The 25626-nt window shown below is 57.9% G+C and carries 32 protein-coding genes; 28 read left to right on the top strand and 4 right to left on the bottom strand.

Annotation, left to right across the window (positions count from 1 at the left end):
• Nucleotides 1-9: 9 nt before the first annotated feature.
• Genes OK411_RS13570 through OK411_RS13585 form a run of 4 tightly spaced genes read left to right on the top strand, consistent with a single transcriptional unit; the run spans nt 10 to nt 4237 of the window.
• Nucleotides 10-471 carry a DUF2280 domain-containing protein gene (locus tag OK411_RS13570; protein WP_122706967.1) on the top strand — a complete coding sequence of 154 codons (462 nt, stop codon included), beginning with the start codon at nt 10-12 and terminating at the stop codon, nt 469-471.
• Nucleotides 458-1759, top strand: a complete 1302-nt coding sequence (locus OK411_RS13575) for a terminase large subunit domain-containing protein (RefSeq protein WP_090283127.1) — start codon at nt 458-460, stop codon at nt 1757-1759. The genes OK411_RS13570 and OK411_RS13575 overlap by 14 nt, the downstream gene beginning before the upstream one ends.
• The gene (locus tag OK411_RS13580) at nt 1756-3174 is read left to right on the top strand and encodes a DUF4055 domain-containing protein (protein ID WP_264365113.1); all 1419 of its coding nucleotides are present in this window, start codon (nt 1756-1758) and stop codon (nt 3172-3174) included. The genes OK411_RS13575 and OK411_RS13580 overlap by 4 nt, the downstream gene beginning before the upstream one ends.
• A complete protein-coding gene (locus OK411_RS13585) occupies nt 3149-4237 on the top strand; it encodes a phage head morphogenesis protein (protein ID WP_264365114.1) in 1089 nt (362 codons plus the stop codon). Before OK411_RS13580 ends, OK411_RS13585 begins: the two co-directional genes overlap by 26 nt.
• 5 nt (nt 4238-4242) lie before the next feature.
• On the opposite strand, the gene OK411_RS13590 is transcribed toward OK411_RS13585, so the two are convergent.
• Entirely contained in the window at nt 4243-4767 is a 525-nt protein-coding gene (locus tag OK411_RS13590; protein ID WP_264365115.1) for a hypothetical protein, read from the bottom strand.
• Between the two features lie 137 nt (nt 4768-4904).
• Here OK411_RS13590 and OK411_RS13595 point away from each other — a divergent pair, with 137 nt between their 5' ends.
• The 4 genes from OK411_RS13595 to OK411_RS13610 are packed head-to-tail and all read left to right on the top strand — an operon-like array spanning nt 4905 to nt 7804.
• Nucleotides 4905-5633 carry a hypothetical protein gene (locus OK411_RS13595; RefSeq protein WP_125915841.1) on the top strand — a complete coding sequence of 243 codons (729 nt, stop codon included), beginning with the start codon at nt 4905-4907 and terminating at the stop codon, nt 5631-5633.
• 12 nt (nt 5634-5645) lie between these two features.
• On the top strand, nt 5646-6608 hold the full coding sequence (locus OK411_RS13600; protein WP_264365116.1) for an Ig domain-containing protein: 963 nt from the start codon (nt 5646-5648) through the stop codon (nt 6606-6608).
• 45 nt (nt 6609-6653) lie between these two features.
• Complete coding sequence (locus OK411_RS13605) at nt 6654-7244, top strand: hypothetical protein (RefSeq protein WP_264365117.1); 591 nt, start codon at nt 6654-6656, stop codon at nt 7242-7244.
• 56 nt (nt 7245-7300) lie between these two features.
• Entirely contained in the window at nt 7301-7804 is a 504-nt protein-coding gene (locus tag OK411_RS13610; RefSeq protein ID WP_125915844.1) for a DnaT-like ssDNA-binding protein, read from the top strand.
• Between the two features lie 2 nt (nt 7805-7806).
• On the opposite strand, the gene OK411_RS13615 is transcribed toward OK411_RS13610, so the two are convergent.
• The gene (locus OK411_RS13615) at nt 7807-8112 is read right to left on the bottom strand and encodes a hypothetical protein (protein ID WP_264365118.1); all 306 of its coding nucleotides are present in this window, start codon (nt 8110-8112) and stop codon (nt 7807-7809) included.
• A gap of 22 nt (nt 8113-8134) precedes the next feature.
• Here OK411_RS13615 and OK411_RS13620 point away from each other — a divergent pair, with 22 nt between their 5' ends.
• The 10 genes from OK411_RS13620 to OK411_RS13665 all read left to right on the top strand — a co-directional run bounded on the left by OK411_RS13620 (nt 8135) and on the right by OK411_RS13665 (nt 15900).
• On the top strand, nt 8135-8503 hold the full coding sequence (locus OK411_RS13620; protein ID WP_264365119.1) for a hypothetical protein: 369 nt from the start codon (nt 8135-8137) through the stop codon (nt 8501-8503).
• Nucleotides 8500-9096 (top strand): hypothetical protein, encoded by a 597-nt coding sequence (locus OK411_RS13625; protein WP_264365120.1) that lies wholly within the window; start codon nt 8500-8502, stop codon nt 9094-9096. The genes OK411_RS13620 and OK411_RS13625 overlap by 4 nt, the downstream gene beginning before the upstream one ends.
• The gene (locus OK411_RS13630; RefSeq protein WP_264365121.1) at nt 9093-9512 is read left to right on the top strand and encodes a DUF4128 domain-containing protein; all 420 of its coding nucleotides are present in this window, start codon (nt 9093-9095) and stop codon (nt 9510-9512) included. The genes OK411_RS13625 and OK411_RS13630 overlap by 4 nt, the downstream gene beginning before the upstream one ends.
• Nucleotides 9513-9581: 69 nt before the next feature.
• On the top strand, nt 9582-10253 hold the full coding sequence (locus tag OK411_RS13635) for a phage tail protein (RefSeq protein WP_264365122.1): 672 nt from the start codon (nt 9582-9584) through the stop codon (nt 10251-10253).
• 2 nt (nt 10254-10255) lie between these two features.
• On the top strand, nt 10256-10636 hold the full coding sequence (locus tag OK411_RS13640) for a phage tail assembly chaperone (protein ID WP_264365123.1): 381 nt from the start codon (nt 10256-10258) through the stop codon (nt 10634-10636).
• Nucleotides 10637-10653: 17 nt separating this feature from the next.
• The gene (locus OK411_RS13645) at nt 10654-10956 is read left to right on the top strand and encodes a DUF1799 domain-containing protein (protein WP_264365124.1); all 303 of its coding nucleotides are present in this window, start codon (nt 10654-10656) and stop codon (nt 10954-10956) included.
• Nucleotides 10957-10983: 27 nt separating this feature from the next.
• Entirely contained in the window at nt 10984-14034 is a 3051-nt protein-coding gene (locus OK411_RS13650) for a phage tail tape measure protein (RefSeq protein WP_264365125.1), read from the top strand.
• Nucleotides 14034-14372 (top strand): phage tail protein, encoded by a 339-nt coding sequence (locus OK411_RS13655; RefSeq protein ID WP_264365126.1) that lies wholly within the window; start codon nt 14034-14036, stop codon nt 14370-14372. The genes OK411_RS13650 and OK411_RS13655 overlap by 1 nt, the downstream gene beginning before the upstream one ends.
• A gap of 9 nt (nt 14373-14381) precedes the next feature.
• Complete coding sequence (locus OK411_RS13660; RefSeq protein ID WP_264365127.1) at nt 14382-15131, top strand: phage minor tail protein L; 750 nt, start codon at nt 14382-14384, stop codon at nt 15129-15131.
• Between the two features lies 1 nt (nt 15132).
• Entirely contained in the window at nt 15133-15900 is a 768-nt protein-coding gene (locus tag OK411_RS13665; protein WP_264365128.1) for a C40 family peptidase, read from the top strand.
• Here OK411_RS13665 and OK411_RS13670 read toward each other — a convergent pair.
• Nucleotides 15890-16153, bottom strand: a complete 264-nt coding sequence (locus tag OK411_RS13670) for a hypothetical protein (RefSeq protein WP_252878058.1) — start codon at nt 16151-16153, stop codon at nt 15890-15892. The genes OK411_RS13665 and OK411_RS13670 overlap by 11 nt on opposite strands.
• Before the next feature lie 210 nt (nt 16154-16363).
• On the bottom strand, nt 16364-17074 hold the full coding sequence (locus tag OK411_RS13675) for a hypothetical protein (protein WP_264365129.1): 711 nt from the start codon (nt 17072-17074) through the stop codon (nt 16364-16366).
• A 148-nt stretch (nt 17075-17222) separates the two neighbouring features.
• Between OK411_RS13675 and OK411_RS13680 the strand changes: the two genes are divergently transcribed.
• From OK411_RS13680 to OK411_RS13725, 10 genes are all read left to right on the top strand, one after another.
• Nucleotides 17223-17645 (top strand): hypothetical protein, encoded by a 423-nt coding sequence (locus OK411_RS13680; RefSeq protein ID WP_264365130.1) that lies wholly within the window; start codon nt 17223-17225, stop codon nt 17643-17645.
• A 42-nt stretch (nt 17646-17687) separates the two neighbouring features.
• The gene (locus OK411_RS13685; RefSeq protein WP_252878061.1) at nt 17688-18296 is read left to right on the top strand and encodes a tail assembly protein; all 609 of its coding nucleotides are present in this window, start codon (nt 17688-17690) and stop codon (nt 18294-18296) included.
• A gap of 58 nt (nt 18297-18354) precedes the next feature.
• Entirely contained in the window at nt 18355-21921 is a 3567-nt protein-coding gene (locus OK411_RS13690) for a phage tail protein (protein WP_264365131.1), read from the top strand.
• An 8-nt stretch (nt 21922-21929) separates the two neighbouring features.
• On the top strand, nt 21930-22241 hold the full coding sequence (locus tag OK411_RS13695; RefSeq protein ID WP_264365195.1) for a hypothetical protein: 312 nt from the start codon (nt 21930-21932) through the stop codon (nt 22239-22241).
• Nucleotides 22241-22921, top strand: coding sequence for a hypothetical protein (locus OK411_RS13700; RefSeq protein ID WP_264365132.1), 681 nt, complete (start codon nt 22241-22243; stop codon nt 22919-22921). The genes OK411_RS13695 and OK411_RS13700 overlap by 1 nt, the downstream gene beginning before the upstream one ends.
• A 22-nt stretch (nt 22922-22943) precedes the next feature.
• The gene (locus tag OK411_RS13705) at nt 22944-23927 is read left to right on the top strand and encodes a hypothetical protein (RefSeq protein ID WP_264365133.1); all 984 of its coding nucleotides are present in this window, start codon (nt 22944-22946) and stop codon (nt 23925-23927) included.
• The gene (locus tag OK411_RS13710; RefSeq protein ID WP_264365134.1) at nt 23927-24244 is read left to right on the top strand and encodes a hypothetical protein; all 318 of its coding nucleotides are present in this window, start codon (nt 23927-23929) and stop codon (nt 24242-24244) included. Before OK411_RS13705 ends, OK411_RS13710 begins: the two co-directional genes overlap by 1 nt.
• Nucleotides 24241-24606: a phage tail protein gene (locus tag OK411_RS13715; RefSeq protein ID WP_264365135.1), complete on the top strand. Its 366-nt coding sequence runs from the start codon at nt 24241-24243 to the stop codon at nt 24604-24606. Before OK411_RS13710 ends, OK411_RS13715 begins: the two co-directional genes overlap by 4 nt.
• Before the next feature lie 59 nt (nt 24607-24665).
• Nucleotides 24666-25088 (top strand): cell wall hydrolase, encoded by a 423-nt coding sequence (locus OK411_RS13720; protein WP_264365136.1) that lies wholly within the window; start codon nt 24666-24668, stop codon nt 25086-25088.
• A 236-nt stretch (nt 25089-25324) separates the two neighbouring features.
• Nucleotides 25325-25585: a hypothetical protein gene (locus OK411_RS13725; RefSeq protein ID WP_264365137.1), complete on the top strand. Its 261-nt coding sequence runs from the start codon at nt 25325-25327 to the stop codon at nt 25583-25585.
• Nucleotides 25586-25626 lie beyond the last annotated feature (41 nt).

Consider the following 25626-nt stretch of genomic DNA (forward strand, 5'->3'; position numbering starts at 1 on the left):
TGAAAATCTATGGCAGCCCTTCAAAACGACGTGAAGGCCTTTATCGTTCAGGCCTTGGCGTGCTTCGACACGCCTTCACAGGTTGTTGAAGCCGTCCAAAAGGAATACGGGATCTCGGTGACTCGCCAGCAGGTGGAGACTCACGATCCCACGAAGACATCAGGGAAAGGCCTCGCCAAGCGCTGGGTAACGATGTTTGAAGATGCCCGCAAGCGCTTTCGTGAAGAGACCGCAGAGATCCCGATCGCCAACCGAGCGTTCCGGCTCCGGGCCATGAACCGTTTTGTCGAGCGGGCCGAGACGATGAAGAACATCGGTCTTGCCATGCAGATCCTCGAGCAGGCTGCTAAGGAAGTCGGCGACGTCTACGTCAATCGCAACCGGAAGGACGAGCCAGACGATGAGCCGGCAATCCCGACGCGTATTCAGGTCGACGTAGTGGACGCGAGGAAGCCGAATGCCGAGCCTTAACGTTCCGCAGTCGCAGTTCCTCCTCTTGCCCCACAAGTTTCGCGCATTCGTTGCTGGCTTCGGCTCCGGGAAGACCTGGGTCGGATGCTCGGCGCTCAGCAAGCACTTCATGGAGTGGCCCGGCGTCAACGCTGGTTACTTCGCTCCGACCTATCCGCAGATCCGCGACATTTTCTATCCCACGATGGAGGAGGTGGCCTACGACTGGGGGCTGAAGACCAAGATCAACCAGGCGAACCATGAGGTTCACATCTACAGCGGCCGGCAGTATCGCGGCACTGTGATTTGCCGGTCGATGGAGAAGCCGCAAACCATCGTCGGCTTCAAGATCGGTCACGCGCTGGTCGACGAACTGGATGTGTTGACCTCGATCAAGGCGCAGCAGGCCTGGCGCAAGATCATTGCCCGGATGCGTTACAACCTGCCCGGGCTTAAAAACGGCGTGGACGTGACCACGACGCCGGAAGGCTTCAAGTTCGTCTTTCTCCAGTTCGTCAAGCAGCTGCGCGACAAGCCGGCGCTGAAGGAAATGTATGGACTGATTCAGGCCAGCACTTTCGACAACGAGCTGAACCTGCCTGACGACTACATCGCCTCGCTGATGGAGTCGTACCCCGAGCAATTGATCCGCGCGTACCTGAACGGCCAGTTCGTCAACCTGACGTCTGGATCGATCTACCACGCCTACGACCGCAAGCTGAACCAGTGCTTCGACACTGTACAGCCCGGCGAGCCGCTGTTCATCGGCATGGACTTCAACGTCGGCAAGATGGCGGCGATCACCCACGTCAAACGTGATCAGGGGCTGCCGCGCGCCGTGGACGAGTTGATGGATGGCTACGACACGCCGGACATGATTCGTCGAATCAAAGAAAGGTACTGGGAGCACACTGGCAACGACTACAAGAAGACCTGCGAGATCCGGATCTACCCGGACGCCTCCGGCGATTCGCGCAAGTCGGTCAATGCCAGCCTCACCGATATCGCCATGCTCAAGCAGGCTGGCTTCACAGTCATCGCGCCGGCGGCGAACCCGCCGGTGAAGGATCGGATCAACGCCATGAACGCCATGTTCTGCAACGCGCAGGGCGAGCGGCGTTACCTCGTGAACCCGTTTACATGCCCGACCTACGCCGATGGCCTGGAACAGCAGATCTGGGCGCCGAACGGCGAGCCAGACAAGAGCCAAGGCAACGACCACGCCAACGACGGCGGCGGTTACTTCATTCACCGCGAGTACCCGATTATCAAACCGGTCACCGCCATCAAAATGGGATACGCCCGATGAGCAACGACGTCTCCTTCAAGCGGGCGGATTACATCGAAGCACTGGATCGCTGGTCGACCGTTCGCGACGTTTGCGCTGGCCAGCACCGGGTTGTCGACCGACTGCCTTACATCAATGCTCACGATAAATCGCCGGAGAACGTTGATCGCAACAAGGCTTATCGCGAGCGGGCGGTGTTCAAGAATGCTACCGGTCACACGCGAAACGGCTTACTCGGTTTGGCGTTTCACAAAGACCCGACTCTGGTTGTTTATAAGAAACTGGAGTATTTGCAGGACAATGCCAACGGCTCCGGCGTGAGCATCTACCAGCACTCGCAAGGCACGCTGGAAAAGGTGCTTGAGGCTGGTCGGCACGGCCTGTATGTCGACTACCACCAAGACGACGGCATCGGCGGGCATGCTGTGATCCTCACCTACTGCGCCGAGGAGATCATCAATTGGCGTACCGGCATGGTGAACGGTCACAGCGTGCTGACCCTTGTGGTGCTGCGCGAGTCGCCGGAAATCGAAGATGGATTCGGCTTCAAGGTAATCGAGCAGTATCGCGAATTGGCTCTCGAGGATGAGGGCTTTGTCTGCCGTGTTTGGCGCCGATCCGGGCCAAAAGGTGGCGGGCCGCTGGCCGTTGTTCAGGAGTTTAAACCCACCGGCGCCGCCGGCCGCCTGAAGGAGATCCCGTTCACCTTCGTCGGCGCGCAGAACAACGATCCGAGCATTGACGAGTCACCGCTCTACGACATCGCCATGATCAACCTGGGTCATTACCGGAACAGTGCCGACTACGAAGACAGCGTCTTCTGGTGTGGCCAAGCTCAGCCTTGGATTTCCGGATTGGATGAACAGTGGCGCGACTGGATGGAGAAGAACGGCGTTTATGTCGGCTCCCGCGCTCCGATGATGCTGCCTGCCGGCGGACAGTTCGGCTATGCCCAGCCACTGCCGAACACGCTGGTGAAGGAGGCAATGGCCGACAAGAACCAGATGATGATCGAGCTCGGCGCACGGATGGTCGTGGCTTCTCTCTCGTCCAAGACGGCGACCGAAGCCCGTGGTGATCAGTCAGCATCGACTTCAGTGCTCGCTGGCTGCGTGGCCAATGTCAGTGAGGCCTATACCCGGGCGATCATGTGGTGCTGCACTTACATGGGCTTCGACGACGCGAAGGTTGCCTATCAGATCAATCAGGAGTTCGTGGAACTGACGGCAGATCCGCAAATGATCACCGCGTTGGTTGGACTCTGGCAGAACGGCGGCTTCGCCAAAGCGGACCTTCGGGCGTACCTGCGCAAGTTGGGCCTAATCGCGCCTGAACGCACAGACCAACAGATCGATGGCGAGCTGGCAGAGCAGGGCGACGGCCTGGGCTTGGACGACGAGGACAAAGAAGATGGCGGCAAACCAAGCAATCTTTGACGCGACGATCCGGCACGCCGTTTTCCTCGAGAAGCTGAAGGCCGGGGAGGTCGGAAAGTTCGCCCCCTTCCTGAAGGAGATCGACCGCTCTATTCGCGACAGGCTCACGCAGTCAGATCTGACCGATCACAACGTGAAGCGTCTTGAGGCGCTGCTGAACGAGGTCGACAGTCTGCTGCTGGGCATCTTCGACCGCTACAGCGCGCAGCTAAACCTCGACCTAATCGACATCGCCAATTACGAGGCTGAGTTTGAAGCGTCGAGCCTGGTCCGGTCAGCGCCGGTTGGTGTCTCGTTGGATGTGGTGGCGCCGACGGCGGCAGCCATCCGCACAGCGGTGCTCACCAACCCCCTCAGTGTGCGCGGCACCGGCGGCGGCAAGCTGCTCAAGTCGTTCATTAAGGGATGGACAAGTGCTGAGCGCGATCGCGTCACCGGTACGATCCGACAGGGATTCTTCGAAGGGCAAACGAACTTCCAAATCATCCGCAACATTCGCGGCACCAAAGCGGCGGGTTATAAAGATGGAATCCTCGCCACCACCAACCGCAATGCCAGCACGGTTGTGCACACTGCAATTCAGCATGTGTCGTCTCAGGCGCGCATGGAGGTGGCCAAGGCCAACATGGACATTGTGTCCGAGGTTGAGATGGTCGCAACACTGGACAGCAAGACCAGCCAGCAGTGTCGATCGATGGATAAGCGACGGTTTCCGGTCGACTCAGGCCCGCGGCCACCGTTTCACCCGAATTGCCGCACCACGTTTATCTTGCTGACTAAGCTCAGCGAGATGTTCGCCAAGGGCTCTACCCGGGCTTCCGTGGGCGCAGATGGAGCAGGGCAGGTCAGTGCGAGTCTCGACTATTACCATTGGCTTCAGCAACAGCCAACGTCGTTTCAGGATGTGGCAATCGGACCGGTGCGGGCGAAGCTTTTTCGCGAGGGCGGACTGAGCGTCGAACGCTTCGCGGAGTTGCAACTGGATCGCAACTTCGCCCCGCTGACGCTAGCGCAGATGAAGATTCTGGAGCCTTTGGCATTCCAAAAAGCGTCACTTTTATGAGTGTTTCACTCTTGGCATTTGGCCTTCTGGTCACGGAAGTTGTCCATGAGCTTGAAGAACTGATTCGGCCATTCGGTCATGGCATTTTTGCTTTGCAGTGCGACCAAATCGACATCTGCTTTGCTTTCCACATCAAGCATTGCTTTTACCGCAATTGTCACCTTTAGAGCTGAATGGGCCATGTCCGGCGGAGCATATGCGATTAGCTCAAATCCCGAGCGAATCACTTTTTCTGCGTCAGGTCTCGACTCGTCAAATGACAGCTTCTTGTTAGACCCACGACTTATGAGATCTGCAATGTTTCCCAAAAAGGCTTCGGTTTTTTCTCGGATTTTCATTTCTTGATTGTCGATTCTTTGGATACAGCTCTGAGCTACGGCCTGCTTAGTTGATTCGTGACTGGCAAACCACGTAAGCCCTGCTCCGGCGGCTGCGACCAAACCCGTGATAACTGCCGCATATATAACTTCAAAGGCTCGGATTTTTTCATTAGCGGCGTTGCTTGCATTGATACGAAATACACGTCTCATTTTTTTTCCCATTGCTAAAAAGGTCTGCTCTCTAAGGCAGCTCATACAGCCTAACGGCCAGTTTTCAAATTCCCACCGCCTCGGCGGTTTTTTTACGCCTGCAAAGCGGGCGACACATACCCAAGGGGTGCATCAACGTGGCAGAAGAAAACGAAATCGACCTGGACAATCCCGCAATCAAGGCTGCTATCGCGACTGCCGTTGAAGCCTCCGTTTCGGGTTTGAAAACCAAGAACACGGAGCTGCTGGGCAAACTGAAAGACACCACCGGCAAGCTGACCCAGTTCGAAACGCAGTTCGAGGGTATCGACATCGACGCCGTAAAAGGTTTGCTCAGCCGGGCCGGCCAAGACGAGGAAACCAAGCTGCTGACTGAGGGCAAGGTGGACGAGGTGTTCAATCGTCGCACCGAGCGCTTGCGCGCCGACAACGATAAGCAGTTGAAGGCGCTCACCGCGCGGGCCGAGAAGGCCGAAGCATTCGCCGCCAAGTTCCAGGGCAAAGTCCTGGGCGATTCGGTACGCGGCGCTGCACTCAAGGCCGGCGCACTTCCCGAAGCAACCGACGACATCATCCTGCGCGCCAAAGGCGTGTTCTCGCTGAATGAAGAGGGCGAAGCGGTCGCCGTTGATGAATCCGGCCAGGTCATCCTCGGCAAAGACGGCAAGACCCCTCTGACTCCGCTCGAATGGGCGGAATCTCTGCGCGAAAGCGCACCTCATCTGTGGCCAAGGGCTTCAGGAACACAAGCCCCGGGCGGGGGTGGCGGCCAGGCTGCATTCAAGCGCTCCGAAATGACTGCCGAGCAAAAGCGCGACTACCAGCGCAAGCACGGCCAAACCGCATATCTGCAATTGCCCAAGTAAGGGGATTCACCCATGGCAACGACTGTTAACAGCGACCTGATCATCTACAACGATGAGGCGCAAACCGCATACCTGGAGCGAGTCCAGGACAACCTCGACGTGTTCAACGCATCGTCCAACGGCGCGATCGTGCTCGACAACGAGCTGATCGAAGGCGATTTCCGCAAGCGCTCGTTCTACAAGATCGGCGGCTCGCTGGAGCATCGTGACGTCAACTCCACCGGTAAAGTGACCGCGAAGAAGATCGGCGCCGGTGAGGCCGTCGGCGTCAAGGCGCCATGGAAGTACGGCCCATACCAGACCACCGAAGAAGCTTTCAAGCGCCGCGGCCGTCCGGTCGACGAGTTCTCCCAGATCATCGGTGCCGACGTTGCTGACGCCACTCTGGAAGGTTTCATCCAGTACGCCACTGCTGCGCTGCGCGCTTCGATCAGCTCCAACGCTGAAATGGTGGTTACTGCCAACATCGAGACCGACGGCAAGAAGACCCTGACCCGTGGTATGCGCAAGTTCGGCGACAAGTTCGGTCGTATCGCGCTGTGGGTCATGCACTCCAGTGCTTACTTCGACATCGTCGACGAGGCGATTGCGAACAAAGTCTACGAAGAAGCGGGTGTCGTCATCTACGGCGGCTTGCCAGGCACTCTCGGCAAGCCGGTGCTGGTGACCGACACCGCGCCGGCTGATGTGATCTTCGGCCTGCTGCCAAATGCCGTGGTGATCACTGAGTCTCAGGCGCCCGGTTTCCGTTCGTATGCGGTGAACGACGAAGAGAACCTCGGCATCGGCTACCGCGCAGAAGGCACCGTCAACATCGATGTTCTCGGCTACAGCTGGAAGGAAACCGCGGGCGGCGCGAACCCTACGCTTGCCGCTGTGGGTTCGGCTGCGAACTGGGTCAAGCATTCCAACAGCAACAAGGTGACTGCTGGTGTGCTGATCACCCTGACAACCACGCCACCAGCCGGCGGCTGATACTGGCCCTGACAGCGGCCAGCGATGGCCGCTACGGAGACTTTTATGGAACTGGTTTACTCCACTCAGAACTCGGACTTCGATCCGGAAAAGCGTTACCGCAATCCAGCGCACTTTGATCGGCCTGAGGCGGGTGTGACCCATGCGGTCGTGATTGGCGACTGGCCGAAGGTGGTCGACGCCTATGAGGCGCAGGGCATCGAGGTCTCGGTGTTGAAGCCTTTGATCAGCGAGTCGGTTAATTTGGGTGATGCTGATGCCATTGCCAGCCTGGAACAGGACAACGTCACGCTACGCGCCGAGCGCGACGGCATCCAGCGACTGATCGAAGCCGCTGAGGGTCAATCGGAGCTGGAACACCCGGGCGCGGGCGAACTGCCGATCCGCTTGTTCGGTGCGCTGAAAGCCATTCACGAAGGTTTCGAAACCCTCACGGGTGAACGCGATAACTTGGCGGGCGAGGTTGAATCGCTACGTCGCGAAGTTGCACGCCTCAACGCAGCAGCGGAGCCGGTGGACAATGCCGAGAAGATCGCTGGTCTCAAAGCGAAGCTCGACGCCGCCAATGTGCCGTATCGAGCGAATGCTTCGGTAGAATCGTTGGAAAAGGCTGTTGCTGATCTACATCAGGCGTAACCATCCGGGCGCTGACAACGCGGCGCCCGATCCAGCACACCATAGCGAGCTGATTCATGACTCTCATCATCGAGGACGGTACCGGCAAGCCTGACGCCGAAAGCTACGCATCTGCCGAAGATCTGGCCATGTACGCCGTGAAATTCGGCGTGACCATCCCGGCGGAAGTGCCAGCACAGGAAGCGCTGCTGCGCCGGTCCGCGCTGGCAATGGATGGCATGACGTGGAAAGGGCGAAAGTCCAACAGCGAACAGGCCCTGTCCTGGCCGCGCCGCGGCGTCGAACTGGATTACGAAATCAAGCCAGACAACTACCTGCCGGCGCGGATCCAGTACGGCCAGATGGCTTTGGCCGCTGAGATCCACACTGATGACGTCGACCCAATCGAGAAGCGCAAAGGCGCCGTTACGCTGGAGCGTGTCGAGGGCGCGGTAACTCGTGAGTACGCGACGATCCCGAACACCAGCGGCCGACTGATGCCCGCGGCGCCAGATCGCCCGAGCGCTACGCAGTTTGCTGACTACCTGCAAAAGCGCGGACTATTTGCTGTAAGGGCCTAAAGCTAGATTTTTCGCCAGCCTTTGTGATTATTCACATCAAAAAAAGCCGGAAAGTTAGAGAGACTCTGAGTATCTCCGGCGATGTGATCCGCCAGTTCGTCGAATTCGGCATAGTCAAAAGCATTCCGTATCCATTGCCGTTTCACTTTCTTAAGGTAAGGGAACGCATTCGTACCTGCTAGGCAATGGTCGACCATTTTCCTCAGTTTTGATCGTGCGTTCACTAGGTCTACTGTAGCGTGTTCGGGAATGTGAGCTAGCTCTTCCGCGAAATATCTTAGTAGCTGCGCCTTCTGTACGTTTGTCATGGCCATCCTTGGAGATTTAAAAGTGGCATTCTACGACGAGATGGCTGCAATGGCTCTGGAGATGATCACAGAGTTCGGCCAGCCGGTGACCATCAGCAAGACGACGCCGGGCGAGTACGACCCTGAGACCGGTGGCGATAGGCCGGGCGCCACCATTGAACAGACCGCCCAAGGCATCCTGCTCGACTTCACCGGTCAGGAATTCCAGAACAACAGCCTCATCAATCAGGGCGACAAGAAGCTCAAGATCGCAGCGCAGGGGCTGAAGTGGGGGCCTGAGTTACTTAACAAGGTCGTTGTTCAAGGTCGTACCTGGTCAATCGTCCCTCCCTTGAAAGAAGTCAACCCGGCGGGCACGCCGATTCTTTACGAATTGCAGGTGAGGTCGTGAACCGGGCGGGCGCCGGTCAATCCGGCAGCTTCGCGCTGAGTCTCGCCGAGTTCGCGGCCCAGACTAGCGAAGCCATCGACGCCAGTGTGCGCGAGATCATCATCGAGGTCGGCAGCAGCCTGATCCGCATGTCTCCAGTGGGTAACCCGGAGATCTGGGCGCAGAACGCTGTAGCGACTCAGTACAACAAGGCCGTCGACGATCACAACAGCGCGCTGCGCAGCGATCAGGCCAACATCACCAAGGGCGGCAGACTGAAGAAGGGCCACAAGCTCAACGACGGCATGGACATCAAGGCGCCAGAAGGCTACGTCGGCGGCCGGTTCCGTGCGAACTGGCACATCTCGCTCGGCGTAGTGGAAAACGTCACCTTTGACGAGGTGGACCCGAGCGGCGCCGAAACCACGGCCGCGCTGGTCGCGGCAATGAGCGATTTCACTGCTGGCCAAATGGCCTACATCATCAACAACTTGCCCTATGCGATTCCGCTGGAGTTCGGCCATTCGACCCAGGCGCCCGGAGGCATGGTTCGGGTAACCGTGGCTCGCTTCCAGCAAATCGTGTTGGAGGCCATCAGGAACAACCAGGTATGAGTCACGCCATCATCGCCTCGATCTACGAGGCAAAGCTGATCGCCTGGAACAATGCCAGGCCGGAGAAGCTGAAAATCGTTTTTGAGAACATGCCCTACACACCCACAGCGGGCGAGACTTACCTGCGGGCGTTCACCATTCCGGGCGACACGGCGAGCAACACGCTCGGCGGCGACCACCGACTGTATACCGGTGTGTTTCAGGTGAGCATTATTTGCCCGGCCGGCACCGGTAAGGCAAAAACCAACCCTATTGCCGCCGAGATCATCACGTTATTTCCGCTTTATGTGCGCGACGTGAAGAACGGTTTCGTAGTTACGCCCATGACACCTGTAGACGTCGGCCCAGGCATCACTGGCGACTCAACCTACGCCGTCCCGCTGTCGTTCTCATACCGGTCCGACACCACGCCCTAACCCGCCCGTTGGGCAAATCCTGAACCCGCCTCTGAGCGGGTTTCGTCATTTCTGCAAAGAGGAAAACCCATGTCTGTTTATTTCCCCAACGGGGCGACGCTTTCCATTTCCAGCGGATTCGCCGCCGCGAAAATGATTTCTGCGATCAGCAACGCGAATCCGGGTGTCGCTACCAGTGCCGCAAACGGCTTTGCCAATGGCGACATCCTTCTGATCACCTCCGGTTGGGAGGACATCAACGAGCGCGCCGTTCGTGTATCCAACGCGGCGGCGGGCGCATTCACCCTGGAAGGCATCGACACGTCCAACGTTGCCTTCTTTCCCGATGGCATCAGTGGCGGTACCGCGAAGAAAGTGACCGGCTGGGTAGCGGTCAACCAGGTGATCGGCAACTCCATGTCCGGCGGTGAGCAGCAATACTGGACTTACGCACCACTCGAAGCGCGCCGCGACAAACAAATCCCTACCACCAAGAATGCTCAGGCATTCGCTTTCCAACTGGCTGACGATGACAGCCTGGCCTGGTACGAAGAGCTTGATAAGGCTGATCGAGAGAAAGAAGTGCGCATCTTGCGTATGTCGCTGCCCAACGGCAAAACGATCTATTACGCCGGTTATGCGTCCTTCAACAAAACCCCAACGCTGGTGCGCAACGAAGGTGCGGCCGTTTCCTTTGGCTTTACCATCAACGCTGAAATCACCGCGTATCGCGCGCCGGTTGCTGCTGGCGGCGGGGCCTGATCATGGCGAAGTTCAAGATTGCGCAAGCGCCAACTTTCACCGGTGCGGTGATGGTCCCGGTAGTTGGCCAAGACCCAGTGAAGGTGGAATTCACCTTCAAATATCGAGACCGCATCGAACTTGCCGCGCTGTTCGATGGATGGAATCAGCGACAAAAGCAAAGCCTCGACCAGTTCGGCGACAAGCCTACGATGTCGCAGATCGTTGCGGTCGACACTGAAAATCAAGTTCAGCAGATCAAGGATCTGGTTGTTGGCTGGGAGTTCGATGACAAGTTCGACGACGAGGGCATCAAGGAGCTGGTGACGTCTTGCCACGGTGCAACCGAGGCCGTGGTAAATGCCTACCAAGCGGCCTACGCCAAGGCCCGTACGGGAAACTGATTCGCGCCGCCCGCGCCATGTATGAGCCTCCTCTGAATGCGGAGCAACTTGCCGCATTCGGGTTGGACGCTGAGGACATCGAAGAGGAATTCGAAGTTTGGCCGTGCCTTTGGCCTGCTTTCCTCCTGTTCAACAGGATGTCCACTCAGTGGCGTGTCGGCGCCGGCGGCGCAATTGGTCTCGACTACAGCAGCATCCGCGACGTGGCCGGTTTCCTCGGCATCAAGAAAAAGAAACTCGCTGAAATCTTCCCAGACCTTCAGGTGCTGGAAGGCGAAGCCCTGCGCGTCATGGCAGAGGAAAGGGAAAACAGCCCGTAAACGCGGGCATCTATTCAAGGTGAGTCGATGAACATTGCAGAACTCGGCGTCAAGATCGACTCGGCCGACGCTATTCAGGCCAAAACCAGCCTGGATGAAATGGCGAAGGCCGGCGGCCGCGCCGAGCAGTCTGCCGTTTCGTTGATGAACGAAATGCAGGCGCTGGAGAAATCGCTCTCTACCAACGCCAAGACCACGCAGGATCTCGCAAAACAGCGGGAAGCATTGGCGAAGCTGACCAAGACCGGCGCTTATGGCGAGGCTGAGGCCGCCAAGATTTCTGCGCAGCTCGATAAGCAGCAGGTGGCGCTGGCCAAGTCGACAATGGATGAGCAGAAGGCCCTGAATAGCCTGCTGGGCGCCATTGACCCGGCCCGCGCTGCACTGGCGAAGCTGGATACTCAGATCGAGCAACTGGGCAAACACTTGGATGCCGGCCGGATCAGCCAGGACGAGTACAACACCGCCCTGGGCAAGATCGACAAGGACTACGACAAGCTCAACAAAACTGCGACCGGCTTCGAAAAGTTGCGGCTCGGCTCGCGCCAGGCGCAGGAAAACGTGGTGCAGCTGGGGAATGCGCTCTCGTCGGGCGACTGGGGAAGCGGCGTTCGTGCTGTTGCTCAGTTGGGCGCCGGGGCGGGTGAGGGCGCGGCGGGCTTGCTGGCGATTCTCGGCCCGCTGGCGCTGGCCAGTGCCGCGATGGGTGGGCTGGCATACGCTTTTTACAAGGGGAGCGAAGAGCAAGACAGCTACAACAAATCGCTAATCCTCACCGGCAATTACGCCGGTGTGAGTGCTGGACAGCTCGGCGATATGGCGCGCCAGGTGAGCAATACTGTCGGCACAACTGGGCAAGCCGCTGAGGTTCTAGCGCTGCTGGCCGGTAATGGAAAGATTGCTGGCGAGAGCTTTACGGGCATCACTCAAGCCGCGGTGTCGATGCAGGAAGCGACCGGCAAAGCCGTGAGTGAGACTGTCGCGGAGTTCGCCAAGCTCGCCGACGACCCGGTCAAGGCATCTGCCGCACTGAATGAGCAGTACCACTATCTCACTGCGTCGGTTTATTCGCAGATCACGGCACTGGAGAAGCAGGGCGACCATGCCGGCGCCGTGAAGCTGGCTACTGAGTCGTTTGCCGATGCAATCAACGAGCGCACGCCGAGAATCCTCGAGAATCTGAGCTTTTGGGAGAGGGGCTACAACGCCGTCGCTCGCGCTGCTGATGGATTAAAGAATATCGGGCGCAGCGATATCGGCGCTGATATCGAGCAAGCCCGCCGTGACTTGGCGGGCGCTCAGGCGGGTGACGTAGGCCTGTTCCAGAACAAGCAGGAGATGATCGACCTCTATCAAAATCGGCTCAACATGCTGGAGGACCAGCAGGCCGCAGAAGCCGATATCGCCAAGTGGCAGGGTGAGCAGGCGAAGGCCCAAGGCGATGCCGTCTCGTCGATGGCGAAGATCGACGCTCTCACCAAGTCGGCATGGACGAACGAGCAGAAGCGCACCGAGGCGATCAAGGAATACAAGCGTCAGCTTGAAGACATCCGCAAGGTCGCCCCGAACGATCCTCGCCTGAATAAGGCGGCGATCGACAAGAACCTGGCGAACATCAACGACCAGTTCAAAGATGCGAAAACGGCAGGTGCCCAGGTTGATCTGACCAGCTTCAACGACGCCAAGAACAACTTGGTAGCCATCAGCGCTGAATACAAAAACGCACAGAAGGAACTGGACGCAGCGCAGAAGGCTGGACTTGTTTCTCAAGCCGAATACGCCCTGAAGCGTGAAGCGCTGATCGGCAACGAGCGCGACGAAGTGACCGCAGCTTATGAGGCGGAGATCTCCGCGATGGAAGCCGCGCAAGCCAAAAAGACCACCTCTGCCGCGCAAGGCATCCAGCTGGACCAGAAAATTGCCGATGCTCGCGCCGCCATGGTCAAGGCCCAAAAGGAAGCTGACAGCCAGCTCGAAGTGCTCGCTACCACCGAAACCGGAAGGTTGGCGAAACAGGAACGAGCGATTTCCTCCTACGTTCAGGCCTTGAGCCAGCAGCAGAAAGCACTGGAACTGGCAGGGCAGCGGGCGGTAGTTGGCGTTGGCCAAGGTGATCGGCAGAACGCCCTAAACGGCGAACTAAACAGCCAGCAAGACCGGTTTGCTCAGCAATCGCTGGAACTCGAAAACCAGCGATCTGACCCTTCGCGCAACATGTCGGAGGAGGAATTCGCGCGCAAGTCGCAAGCGCTCGCCGATGCGAACAAGGCTGCAACCGATCAGATCCGGCAGAACTACGCCGATGTTGAGAAAGCTCAAGGGGACTGGACCAAGGGCGCGACGTCAGCCTGGGCCAATTACCTGGACTCGGCAAACAACATTGCCGGACAGACGAAAACTCTGTTCGGTAACGCCTTCAGCTCGATGGAAGACGCAGTCGTCAACTTCGCCATGACCGGGAAGCTGTCGTTTGCTGACTTCACCAAGTCGATTCTGGCGGACATGGCGCGCATCGCGACCCGTCAGGCCAGTTCGGCGCTGCTGAGCAGTCTCGTTGGTGCGGCTACCAGCTACTTCACTGGCGGTGGGGGCGGCAATGGACTGGCTGCTGGGTCTGCCGGTGCGACGTCGTCGAACCTCGGCGCTTCTTCGGCGGGATACTCAGGCAGCTACTTTCCTCAGGCGCTCGGCGGTGCCTGGTCGTCGGGTGTGCAGATGTTTGCCAACGGCGGCGCCTTCACCAACAACATCGTCAGCACGCCGACAGCTTTCGGGATGGCCGGCGGCAGGACGGGCGTGATGGGGGAGGCAGGGCCGGAGGCGATCATGCCACTGACCCGGACCTCCAGCGGCAAGCTCGGTGTTCTCGCTGCTGGTGGCGGCTCTGGGACTACGATCAGCATCAACGCGCCGGTCACGGTAGTAACTGAGGACCGTGGTTCTGAAGGCATGCAGATCGACCAGCAAGTGCTTTCGAAAAACCTTCAATCGCAAATGCAGGCGGTAGCGGAAAAGGCCGTCGCTGATTCTTGGCGCGCTGGCGGTACGAGCTTCCGAAATGCAAATGGGAGGGCCTGATGGCCATCGAGAAATTCACTTGGCCAACCGAACGCGGTGAGACACCCGAAATCACCTATCGGGTGCGCACCTCTAAATTCGGCGGCGGCTACGCGCAGAACGTCGGCGACGGACCGAACAACAAAGAGGACTCCTATCCGATTACGTGCGCCGGCCAGAAAGCCAAGGTGCTGGAGATCATGGACTTCCTCGACCGGCACGCTGGCGCAAAGGCGTTTCTCTGGACAACGCCGCTCGGCGAGCTCGGGCTGTTCACTTGCAAAAATCCCGCTCCCACGCCAATGGGCGGTGGGGTGTTCAAACTCACTGCCACGTTCGAGCGTGCATTCCATCCATAAGGGGCAACCATGCCGCTGATCAGTGACATCCAGGTGCTTGAGCCTGGCAGCGAAGTGCTGCTCTTTGAATTGGACGGCACGGAGTATGGCGCGGACGTTCTGCGCTTCCACGGGCACGCGATACCGCATACGCCGGCAGAGTTGATCGCCGCTGGCGCCGATGCTGACCAACTGCCAGCGAAGGCCATCTACTGGCAGGGCAACGAGTACAGCGCCTGGCCAATGCAGATCGACGGCATTGAGGCGAACGGCGACGGCACGGCGGTACGACCGACCCTGTCTGTGGGCAACGTCAATGGGCGCATCACTGCGCTCTGTCTGGCATTCGAGGATCTGCTCGAGTTCAAGCTGACGATGCGCCACACGCTTGGCAGCTACCTCGACGCGGCGAACTTCCCCGCCGGCAACCCGACGGCTGACCCAACACAAGAGACGATCGAGGTCTGGTACATCGACCAGAAAACGAACGAGGACGGGGAAAACGTCAGTTGGGAGTTGGCCAGCCCGGGCGACGTGGGCAATGAGTCGATCGGGCGGCAGGCCACGACGCTGTGCCATTGGTGCCTCACCGGTGGATATCGCGGGCCGAACTGCGGCTACATCGGCCCGTACGTCACGAAGGACGGCGTCATCACCGACAACCCAGAACTTGACCAATGCGACGCCACGCTCGGCAAGGGCTGCATCCCGCGCTTCGGCGAAGGCAACCCGCTGCCATTCGGCGGCTTCCCCGCTGTATCCCTGATTGCAAGGAGCTGACATGCGAAAGCACATCTTGAATGCGATCCAGGCGCACGCGGCGGCCGAGTACCCGAAAGAGTGCTGTGGGCTGCTGCTGGCGATCGGGCGCAAGCAACAATACTTCCCCTGCACCAATGTCTCGACCGAGCCGAACGAAGAGTTTCGAATCGATCCTGAGCAGTACGCAGCGGCCGAAGACGAAGGCGAAGTAATCGGCGTAATTCATTCACATCCGGACGCCACCAGCAGGCCGTCACCGCGCGACCTTGCGATGTGCGAAGCGACGGCGATGCCCTGGCACATTCTGAGCTGGCCGGAAGGCGACCTGCGCACCATCGTTCCCACCGGTGAAGTGCCGCTGCTGAAGCGGCCATTCGTCCATGGTGCCTGGGATTGCTGGCAGGTTTGCGCAGATTGGTACAAGCGCGAGTGGGGTCTGGAGTTCGAGGCGTTCAAGCGCGCCGATGGCTGGTGGGAAAGCAAGGACAACACCAGCCTGTACGAAGCGAACTATGAGGCAGCCGGCTTCTACCGCGTCGACCAGCCGCAGCGTGGCGACATGATCGTGATGGAAGTAGGGCGCACGGCACACCCGAATCATGCCGGGATCTTCCTCGGTGCTGATCCGAATTTGCCGGGTGAGGATGCCGCGACGTTCGGGCCTGGGCCATTCCTGCTGCACCACCTGTACGGCAGGCCGTCTGAGATCATTGTCTTCGGCGGGCCGTGGTGGAATAAAACCAGATTAATTTTACGCCATCGGTTCCCCGGGATATTCAGTCATTGAAATCTCTTGTCACCCGCCAGGTCTTCTCCATTGAGTCGTAAGAGAAGTCAATTTCGGTGGTGTGTTTTTCAAAAAAGAAACGTTGCACACCTTTATAGACGCTACCTTCCTTGGATTCGAAGCTATATGAAGTAATAGCGGTTAACAGGCCTGGATGCTCTCTTTCGTACGTTCGTTTTAATCCCTCTTTTTGCGCTTGATCAAAATCAGCTTTTTCATGTTCTGGTATAGATATGAATTTTTTACGTGTCATTTAAGAACGTCCTTTTAATAGTTTGAAGAGGTCGCGCTCTTCAAGTTGATATTTCTTGGGGTTGCATGAGTTTACTAGTTTGGTTCAGTCGTGATTCGAAGCGGGTGCCTGGGCGCAATATAATTACTTGGCTTGGCTCCAGTCTGAGCTAAGTTCGAAACGGAGCCTTATTAAGGGAGTATCATTAAGATTGGATGTTTCAGGGATTTTCTATTTTTGGTGGGCTTTTACCTCATCTTTCAATGTTTTTTCTGCGTCAAGGATCTGAATGAGCATCTGTTTCCGTTGCTTTAATTCGTGCGCTTGGTAAGTGGTGTATCCGATATACGAGCTGAATACGATCACGGCAATGAATCCTGCTGTCACAAGTAGAATTGCAAACCATCGGAATCGACGATAAGCAGGCTCCCCTTTTTTGACTGAGTCCCAAGTGCCTTTAAGAAGAGGTGCGGCAGCATTTCTTATGTCATTGCAGTTTTTTAACACATCGGAAAATTCCCGATTTCCGACTTTTCTGGCTCGTTGCACTGCTTCCATAAGTTTCGCTTCAGAACTTTCAGGATTTTCAGCTATATGTTTCGGATTTAACCGGAGCTGTATTTTTGTTAGGTTTTCTACAGCGCGCGCATATGCTTCACGAGTCTCTTTGAAAAACTCGATTTTTAGCTCATGTGATTCTTTTTCCGTATGAGTAGCGTGTGGCTTGAATCGCTCAGGCTTATAAGCTCTTGAAAGCTCTTGTGCTGCCGAAGCGTATTCGGCTATCTCCTCTCTAAGTCCATCTATCCATGCGAGACGGAACTCAGAAACTTTGTTCTCTTTCGCGCTAACCATGTTCATTATGGAGAATACTCCTGTCAGAAGGGCTGCTGTGATCACGCCTAGAGCAACAAATACGGTAGGAGGTATAGAGCCATCCATGTTTAAACGCTTCCTTTACGATGTAATGAGATCATTTGATGGCTTGATGCTACTATTGTGCTTGTCAGTGTTTCCACTGTGCTTTCATCCATGCTGGATGTTCGGACAGTGCTACCTTACAATGCCTATTTGCAAAGGAGTGGCCTGCATGAAACTGTTCGTAGGGTTGCTGGCGGTAACGCTGTTGGCGGGGTGTGCGACTTCGCCGACGCTTTCCAATGAAGCCAAGCAGGCGCCGGCAAGTCAGCTGTCGGCCTACCAGTCCAAGCCATCTGGGGTATATGGGACGCTGCAAGTGATCCGCGACTCTGGGCAGACTGGAAGCCTTTGTTCAATGGCCGTTTTCATCGATGGCAAGCAGGCCGCCAAGCTCGACCCAGGCCAGAAAGCATCGTTCTATCTACCGCCTGATTCGGTTTCAGTCGGTGCGGCTTACACCGGATCTGGAATCTGCTCCATGGGCGCGGCCCGAGTGGAGCGGGAAGCGATCGTGAAAGACGGCGCAGTCAAGAAATACCGAATTTTCACTGGAGGCGATGGGCAGATCGACATACTGCCCACGACTCTCTGAACAGACCGCCTCCGGGCGGTTTTTTATTGCCTGGAGAATGGCATGTGCTCAGCAATTACCTGCACGCCAATGACGAAAGTAATGTTGTCCGGCTCGCTTGCGAAGAAGTTTTTTCGAAGCAAGCCATTCCTTCTCGACTGCGGATCGGCCGTGGAGGTGTTCCGTGCGCTCAATGCGACCATTGATGGTTTCGCAGAGGAAATTAAACGACTGGAGCGCCTTGGACTGAAGTTTGCGATCTTCCGCAATCGCGCAAACATCGGAATGGAGGTATTCGATCTCGGCGGTACACGGGAAATCCGCATTGTTCCAGTGATTGGTGGCAGCAAGCGTGCCGGCGGGTTACAGACCATCATCGGCACAGTGATGATCGCCGCAGCCTATGTACTGTCATTCACTCCGTTTGCAGCCGCATCGCCGTTTTTGTATGCGGCCGGCGCGTCTATGGCGATCGGCGGCGTGATCCAAATGCTCAGCCCGCAGGCCTCAGGCCTGAAGCAAAGCGCATCCCCCGAAAACTCACCGTCCTACGCCTTCGGCAGCGCCAAGAACACCACGGCCAGCGGCAACCCGGTACCGATCTGCATCGGCGAGCGTCGGTGGGGCGGGATGATCATCTCAGCCTCGATCCTGGCTGAAGACAAAGTGTAATCAGGACAGCAGCACACCCACCGCCCGCGAGGCGGTTTTTTTATGCCTGGAGGAAAGCATGGGCGCAGCAGCACAGATCGATATCCACGGCGAGAAGGGCGGTAGCAGCAAGCCGAAGTCGCCGACCGAAGCCAGCGACAGCCTGCGCTCGACCAACCTGGCCAAGCTGCTGATTGCCGTGGGCGAGGGGGAGTTCGACAGCGTCCCTACCGATTACGACATCTACTTGGACAACACGCCGATCCGCGATGCCAGCGGCAACTACAATTTCCCGAACGTGAAGTGGGACTGGCGCCCGGGCTCGGTGGATCAGACGTACATCCCCGGCATTCCTTCGGTTGAGAACGAGACGTCGCTGAACATTGAGCTGCGCAGCGATTCGCCGTGGGTGCGCTCGATCACCAACACCCAGCTTTCCGCCGTGCGCATGCGGTTGGCCTGGCCGGCTCTGCAACGCTCCGATGACCAGGGCAACGTCGGCGGGTACCGAATTGAGTACGCAATTGACGTGGCCACCGACGGCGGAGCCTATCAGCAGGTGCTGGTGGACGCTGTCGACGGCAAGACCACCACGCGCTACGAGCGCTCGCGTCGCATCGATCTCCCGGACGCCACCACTGGCTGGCAGATCCGCGTGCGCCGCCTTACCCCGAACCAGAACACCAACAAGATCGCCGACACCATGCTGGTGGCCGGTTACACCGAAGTTATCGACGCCAAGCTGCGCTACCCGAATACCGCTCTGCTCTACATCGAATTCGACGCCGAGCAGTTCACCAACATCCCGGCCGTCACTGTGAAGTGCAAGGCGCGCCGCTGGATGGTGCCGAGCAACTACGACCCGATCGCGCGCACCTACACCGGGACGTGGGATGGCTCGATGAAATCAGCCTGGACCAATAACCCGGCGTGGATCACCTACGGCATCTGCACCGAAGACCGCTTCGGCCTTGGCAAGCGCATCAAGCCGTTTATGGTCGACAAGTGGGAGCTGTACCGCATCGCTCAATACTGCGACCAACTGGTGCCGAACGGACTGGGCGGCCAGGAGCCGCGCTTCCTTTGCGACATGAACTTGCAAGGCAAGGCTGATGCCTGGTCGCTGCTGCGCGACATCTCGGCGATTTACCGGGGCATGACGTACTGGGCTCAGGGTCAACTGGTGATGCAGGCTGACATGCCGCGCGCGCAGGACTTCGACTATGTGTTCACCCGGTCGAACGTGATCGACGGTAAGTTCTCCTACGGCAGTGCCTCTGCGAAGACGCGATACACCCGGGCGCTGGTCAGCTACGACAACCCGGCGAACAACTACGACACCGACGTCATTCCCTTCGCTGACCTTGATCTTCAACGCCGCTATGGCGATCGTCCGACCGAGCTGAGCGCCATTGGCTGCACTCGTGCCTCCGAGGCCCAGCGCCGTGGCAAGTGGGCGATCCTCAGCAACAACCAAGACCGCACTGTTTCGTTCAAGACTGGCATGGAGGGTGTAATCCCGCTGCCCGGTCACATCATCCCGGTGGCGGATTCGCTGCTGGCTGGCCGGGAAGTGGGCGGACGGATCTCGGCGGTGGCGGGGCGGGTGATTACCCTCGATCGCGACACCCAGGCCAAGGCCGGCGACCGGCTGATCATCAACCTCCCCGGCGGCCGCGCCGAAGGTCGCACAGTGCAGAACGTGAACGGGCGCGCGGTGACAGTCACGGTAGCCTACAGCGAGTCTCCGGTGGCGCAGTTGCAATGGGCGCTCGACGCGGACGATCTGGCAATCCCACTGTATCGCGTGCTGCGCACCAAGCGCACCACCGAGGGCGACTACGAAATCAGCGCGCTCCAGTTCGAACCGAGCAAGTTCGCTTTCATCGACACCGGTGCACGATTGGAAGAACGCCCGATCAGCGTTATTCCAATAACCGTTGTGCCGGCGCCGGCGAGCGTGTCGCTTTCGTCGACTTCATCGGTTGTGCAGGGGCTGGCCGTGGCCACCATGACCATCAGCTGGCCAGCCGTGGATGGCGCCGTCGGCTATGACGTGGAGTGGCGCAAGGACAGCGGCAACTGGATCAATCTACAACGCACCGGCATGACCAACGTGGACGTGGTCGGCATCTATGCCGGGGCCTACGTGGCTCGCGTCCGCGCAGTGAGCGCCTTCGACATCACGTCGCCGTGGCGCAACTCGATCCTGACCAACCTCAGCGGTAAGCAGGGGCTGCCCCCGGCGCTGGCGTTCCTGACTGCCACGCCGCTGCTGTTCGGCATCTACCTCAAGTGGGGATTCCCTGCTGGCGCCGAGGACAGCCAGCGCACGGAGATCTGGTACGGGCCGACGACCGATCTTAAGGCCGCGACCAAGCTGACAGACCTGGCCTATCCGCAGAGCGATTTCTCCATGCTCGGCCTGCGCGCCGGCGTGACCTTCTATTTCTGGGGCCGCATCGTCGACAAGATCGGCAACATCGGGCCGTGGTATCCGATCGGGCTTGGTGTGCAGGGGCAATCCAGCTCCGATGCTGCTGCCATTCTGGAGATGATCGCCGGGCAAATCACCGAAACGGAACTGGGGCAGGACCTGCGAGACGAGATCGACAAGATCCCGGGCCTTCAGGCGCAGATTGATGCGCTCGACGGCCTGAAAGGCTACGACCCGGAAGCCACCTACGAAGAGTACGACCTGGTGGTTCAGGGTAAGCGGATCTACCAGGCGACCGGCCCGGTGCCGCTCAACATGCCACCGCCGAACCCGCTTTACTGGCTCGACGTTGGGCAGACCGTTGAGACTGCGAACGGACTTGCCCAGCAGGTGGCAACCAACACTACTGAGATTATCGAACTCGACGGAGAGGTCACGGCTCAAGCCACAGCCTTCGAAGCCCTTCGCGCTTCCTATCGAGACGATGACGGTGCTGGCGATCTCGCGGACGCGATCAAGAGCTACACCAACACCGCAGCGATCGCCTCCGAATCGAAGGTTCGAGCTTCAGAGAACGAAGCAACGGCAAAGCGCATTACAACCTTCGACGCCAAAATCGGCGAGAACGCGGCGAACATCACCGAGCTGGAAGAGGTGGTGGCCACCAACGAATCGGCGACAGCGACGAAGATCGAGCAGTTGAATGTTTCCGTGGGGCAAAACTCGGCGGCCATTCAGCAGACGTCCACAGCCTACGCGGATACGGCCGGCAAACTGAGCACGATGTGGTCGGTGAAGATGCAGGTCACGGCGAATGGGCAGTACGTCGCGGCGGGCATTGGCCTCGGCATCGAGAATACCGGTGCCGGTTTGCAGAGCCAGTTCCTGGTCAGCGCTGACCGTTTCGCCATCGTCAACACCATTGCCGGCGGCGCCATCGCAGTGCCGTTTGCAGTGCAGGGCGGGCAGGTGTTCATGAACTCGGCATTCATTCAGGACGCCTCGATCGGAAACGCCAAGATCGGTTTCTTCATCCAGTCGGACAACTACATCGCCGGCGTTCAGGGATGGCGCATCGACAAGGCCGGTAACTTCGAGTTGAACAGCCCGCTGGGCGGTGGTGCTCGCCAGGTCATCAACAACAACGGCGGCAAGGTGTTCGATGAGAACGGCGTGAAGCGCTATCAGTGGGGGAACTTGAACGCATGAGCTTCGGCATAAGGATATGGGGCGCCGATGGGGCGCTCCAGCTGGATGAGAACTCATTCACGATTCGCGTCGTGCTTTCAGTGCAAGTGAACTTCGCGCTTGGAGCCAGCAAAGGAACGCAGGACTTCGCCGTTCCCGGTGTAGGCCCTGGCAACGGAACGGCCATCGTGGTTCCAATCGGTTCCTATCCCCAGACTCAAATGCAGTTCGAAACCGAGATGCTCGACGGAGTCGTCCGCGTCTACAACTACACCCGGACGTACGCGGCGAGCACCACATCGTCCGGAACCATGCGCTTGATAGTAATGAGGTGGAGCTGATGAGCTACGGCGTTCAGTTCACAAACAACAATAACGTCGTGACTTTGGATTCAGAGTTTGCACGGCTGATGGTCATTGCTTCAGGGCGATACGCACCAAACCAAGAGTCTGGGCTTGGATCGATTACCACGTTTGCACGCCCAGTCACATCTCAAGAGCCTCCGCTCGTATTCGTGCGCCCGGACACTATCAATGGGGTGGCGGGGCTTTGCCGGATGAGCCTTCTGGGCTCTGCGGGTAACTGGACTGGCTTTTATGTCAGGGCGTACGACGTCAGCGTTGCCGGCCTGAATGGGCGTTATTTTGTTGCCGCCTTTGGTGCCCAGCCTGTTGCTCAATACGGGATGCGCTTGTGGGATGGCGCCGGCAAGCTGCTTTTTGACTCAGGCACTCCGAACGCAACGTTTACCCGAGCATTCCAGAACTGGACGTATGTTCGCTATGACACCACCCCTCAGGGCCTGACGCGAATCTTCTACAGCGTTCCGTTCAACTTCCCCGAGAACGAGTTCATGTTGCTGAACACATTCGGCATGCCGATGACCTCTGGTAGTGCAATCCCTCGCGATCTTTATTGCTGGTGGGATTTCCCCAACAACACGCTCTACGCCATCACCATTGCGGCATCGAACCCCTTCGCTTTCTTCCTGCCGGCAGTGTTCGCAAAACAAGCCGCATAACCCCATTTATAGGATGCACACCATGCCCTGGTACAAATCAGGAACGGTTTCTGTCACCCAAAATTCCAATGCGGTGATTGGCACAGGCACCGCGTTTATTGCCAACAGCCGGGTTGGCGATGGCTTTCGCGGGCCGGACGGACGTTGGTACGAGGTGACCAACATCGCCAGCAACACAGCTTTGTCGATCTCGCCGGACTACGAAGGCCCGACAGTAGCTGACGGCCTTTACTCGATCGTGCCGGTGCAGGGGTATCAGAAGGACCTGGCGGATCAGGTGCGAAAAATCCTCAATGACTACGGCGGCGTGCTGGCGGTGCTGGGCACCACGCCAACCACCGCCGGCGTTCGTGATGAACTAAATCTCACTGATACAGATGGTCTGCCAGAGGGGCTGACGAATAAGTACATGACCGCGGCTGGTGTTCGCGGCACCGCGCTGGCGGGCGTGGATGTCGCAACGCCGGGAGCTGTCGCGGCGACCGATTCCATCTTGTCGGCACTGGGAAAGCTGCAGGCCACCAAAGCAGATCTCAGCGGGACGAATAAAGCCGTTGCTATCGAGAAAGGGGGAACTGGTGCTACTACGCCCGCTCTCGCTCGGGCGGCATTGGGGCTGACCATTCTGGGCACTGTCAGTCAGTCCGGAGGCGTGCCGACCGGTGCGCTCATGGAGTACGGCAGTAATGCCAATGGGGAATATTGGAAGTTCGCCAACGGTTTTATGGTCTGTATTTCAACGAAGTCAGTAATCGTGGCAATCAGTAGTGCGCTGGGTGGGCTCTACTGGAAAGGGGCTGCTGATCGGCCCGCCGACACACTGCCGGCTAACTTTGCGGTTGCTCCCTGGGCTCATCTGATTATTGGCGGAGAATACCCGGGGTTCAGCGAGACAGTAATCCTGCCGACTACCGGGACGTTCGGCATCATTCGTCACTTGAGCCCCGTCGCACTTCCGCTCGCCACTTACACTTACACGTTCATAGCAGTAGGGAGGTGGTTTTGATGCGTATTAATCTTTCACCGATGCGCATGGATGCGACCTTGAGCGTTATCCGTAGCGGAAACGCCATCGTTGTAAATGGCGAGGAATTCGACTTCAGTCGCGTTGCAGAGGGAGACACCTTGCCTAGTGTCGCGATCAAATCGACATGGTTTGCCGGCGATGTCAGCCGCGTCGACGGGGAGCTTGAGCTTACTCTGATCCTTCCGCTCCCGATCAATTACAGCCCAGAGCAGGCATTCCCGTCGCCGCTCGAGGATGTGCGTGACGGCCCGATTCCCCTACCCATGCCTCTGCCAGAGCCAGGAGAACAAGCATGAACATCGACTGGACTCAACTGATTACCAAGGCCATGAAGGACGCCGCCATTCAGGCCGCTGAATTGGCAGCCGCGAAGGCATTGCTCGCCTCACGAAATGCACAGGCGATTGCCCAGATCTCGCGAATTCAAGACCGCATCGATACGATCAATTTCGGCATTGATATCGGCGAAGCCACGGCAGAAGACGAGGCCGAGCAGGCCGCACTGACGCTGAACCTGAAAGCGTGGAAGACCTATAAGTTTGCACTGGGCAAGGTCACTGTGCAGCCGACTTGGTATCAGGCGCCGATATGGCCGATGGAACCGCCCATCCCGGAAATCATTGCTGCGCCGTTACTGAGTGAGGCCGAATCGATCTGAGCCGCATTAAAAACTGCAACCCGCCATCGAGCGGGTATTTTTTTGCCTGGAGAAAAGTGATGCCAGTAACCGAGAAAGATCGAGACATCCTCGCCCGCACTCTGTGGGGTGAGGCGCGCGGCGAGGGAACCACCGGCCAGATAGCCGTTGCCTGGACGATCCGCAACCGCGTGTTCGATGGAAAGGAGAGGTCGTGGTGGGGTGAAGGTTACGCCGGCGTCTGCCAGAAGCCTTACCAGTTCAGCTGCTGGAATAAGACCGACCCGAACTACCAGTTCCTGATCGGCGTGAAGCAGATCACGTTCCGCGAGTCGGCGCAATGCCGGATCGCTGCTGACCAGGTGATCGACGGGAAGGTGCCAGACCCCACCGGCGGCGCCACGCATTACTACGCCACCAGCATCAAGGCGCCGGCTTGGGCAGCGACGGCCAAACAGACACTCAAGCTCGGTCACCACATCTTCTTCAAGGATGTGAGCTGACGAAACAGATTTTCCCTAAAGAAGCTCCTGCTTAAGAGTGACTTGCCAACTTTACACTTTGAAGGTCGTTAGAATAAATATGTTTCATATGTGAGAAGTTTTGGCTGTTTGTATATTGTGGAGGAGATTTCTATTTCTAATTGGTATTGTCAGGCGCTTGGTTTGGGTTGTTAGTTTTGTTCGGTGGTCTATCTTCTCTCTGGGGTCGAAATTTAAATGCAGATGAGGGATTGATCATGGCAGATATAATTGCAACTGAATCTACCAATGCAAAAGATTTGAAAATCACATTTGAAGTAAGTGGCGATGGCTATGTGCTTTATGTGAAAGAGTCCGCGATAACTACCATGGATAGAAATGACATAATACATGCACTGAAAAGTCAGCTGGAATGTGCGCTGAGGTGTAGTAGTAAAGCAAGTTTTGGAGCATGTGTAGCAAGATGTTTGTTGGATGGTCAAGTTTGTGATGGAGGAGTTGATAACTGTTCTGAGTAGCTAGAAGGGTATTACCGGCTCCATCACTGGTGGTGCGGATA

The organism is Pseudomonas sp. RG1, assembly GCF_025910115.1.
GTDB lineage: Bacteria > Pseudomonadota > Gammaproteobacteria > Pseudomonadales > Pseudomonadaceae > Aquipseudomonas > Aquipseudomonas atacamensis.

Bases quoted from the DNA above. Each gene is read 5' to 3' on its own strand.
- OK411_RS13570 (WP_122706967.1), top strand. From the start codon at position 10: ATGGCAGCCCTTCAAAACGACGTGAAGGCCTTTATCGTTCAGGCCTTG.
- OK411_RS13575 (WP_090283127.1), top strand. From the start codon at position 458: ATGCCGAGCCTTAACGTTCCGCAGTCGCAGTTCCTCCTCTTGCCCCAC.
- OK411_RS13580 (WP_264365113.1), top strand. From the start codon at position 1,756: ATGAGCAACGACGTCTCCTTCAAGCGGGCGGATTACATCGAAGCACTG.
- OK411_RS13585 (WP_264365114.1), top strand. From the start codon at position 3,149: ATGGCGGCAAACCAAGCAATCTTTGACGCGACGATCCGGCACGCCGTT.
- OK411_RS13590 (WP_264365115.1), bottom strand. From the start codon at position 4,767: ATGAGACGTGTATTTCGTATCAATGCAAGCAACGCCGCTAATGAAAAA.
- OK411_RS13600 (WP_264365116.1), top strand. From the start codon at position 5,646: ATGGCAACGACTGTTAACAGCGACCTGATCATCTACAACGATGAGGCG.
- OK411_RS13605 (WP_264365117.1), top strand. From the start codon at position 6,654: ATGGAACTGGTTTACTCCACTCAGAACTCGGACTTCGATCCGGAAAAG.
- OK411_RS13610 (WP_125915844.1), top strand. From the start codon at position 7,301: ATGACTCTCATCATCGAGGACGGTACCGGCAAGCCTGACGCCGAAAGC.
- OK411_RS13615 (WP_264365118.1), bottom strand. From the start codon at position 8,112: ATGACAAACGTACAGAAGGCGCAGCTACTAAGATATTTCGCGGAAGAG.
- OK411_RS13630 (WP_264365121.1), top strand. From the start codon at position 9,093: ATGAGTCACGCCATCATCGCCTCGATCTACGAGGCAAAGCTGATCGCC.
- OK411_RS13635 (WP_264365122.1), top strand. From the start codon at position 9,582: ATGTCTGTTTATTTCCCCAACGGGGCGACGCTTTCCATTTCCAGCGGA.
- OK411_RS13640 (WP_264365123.1), top strand. From the start codon at position 10,256: ATGGCGAAGTTCAAGATTGCGCAAGCGCCAACTTTCACCGGTGCGGTG.
- OK411_RS13645 (WP_264365124.1), top strand. From the start codon at position 10,654: ATGTATGAGCCTCCTCTGAATGCGGAGCAACTTGCCGCATTCGGGTTG.
- OK411_RS13650 (WP_264365125.1), top strand. From the start codon at position 10,984: ATGAACATTGCAGAACTCGGCGTCAAGATCGACTCGGCCGACGCTATT.
- OK411_RS13655 (WP_264365126.1), top strand. From the start codon at position 14,034: ATGGCCATCGAGAAATTCACTTGGCCAACCGAACGCGGTGAGACACCC.
- OK411_RS13660 (WP_264365127.1), top strand. From the start codon at position 14,382: ATGCCGCTGATCAGTGACATCCAGGTGCTTGAGCCTGGCAGCGAAGTG.
- OK411_RS13665 (WP_264365128.1), top strand. From the start codon at position 15,133: ATGCGAAAGCACATCTTGAATGCGATCCAGGCGCACGCGGCGGCCGAG.
- OK411_RS13670 (WP_252878058.1), bottom strand. From the start codon at position 16,153: ATGACACGTAAAAAATTCATATCTATACCAGAACATGAAAAAGCTGAT.
- OK411_RS13675 (WP_264365129.1), bottom strand. From the start codon at position 17,074: ATGGATGGCTCTATACCTCCTACCGTATTTGTTGCTCTAGGCGTGATC.
- OK411_RS13680 (WP_264365130.1), top strand. From the start codon at position 17,223: ATGAAACTGTTCGTAGGGTTGCTGGCGGTAACGCTGTTGGCGGGGTGT.
- OK411_RS13685 (WP_252878061.1), top strand. From the start codon at position 17,688: ATGTGCTCAGCAATTACCTGCACGCCAATGACGAAAGTAATGTTGTCC.
- OK411_RS13690 (WP_264365131.1), top strand. From the start codon at position 18,355: ATGGGCGCAGCAGCACAGATCGATATCCACGGCGAGAAGGGCGGTAGC.
- OK411_RS13700 (WP_264365132.1), top strand. From the start codon at position 22,241: ATGAGCTACGGCGTTCAGTTCACAAACAACAATAACGTCGTGACTTTG.
- OK411_RS13705 (WP_264365133.1), top strand. From the start codon at position 22,944: ATGCCCTGGTACAAATCAGGAACGGTTTCTGTCACCCAAAATTCCAAT.
- OK411_RS13710 (WP_264365134.1), top strand. From the start codon at position 23,927: ATGCGTATTAATCTTTCACCGATGCGCATGGATGCGACCTTGAGCGTT.
- OK411_RS13715 (WP_264365135.1), top strand. From the start codon at position 24,241: ATGAACATCGACTGGACTCAACTGATTACCAAGGCCATGAAGGACGCC.
- OK411_RS13720 (WP_264365136.1), top strand. From the start codon at position 24,666: ATGCCAGTAACCGAGAAAGATCGAGACATCCTCGCCCGCACTCTGTGG.
- OK411_RS13725 (WP_264365137.1), top strand. From the start codon at position 25,325: ATGGCAGATATAATTGCAACTGAATCTACCAATGCAAAAGATTTGAAA.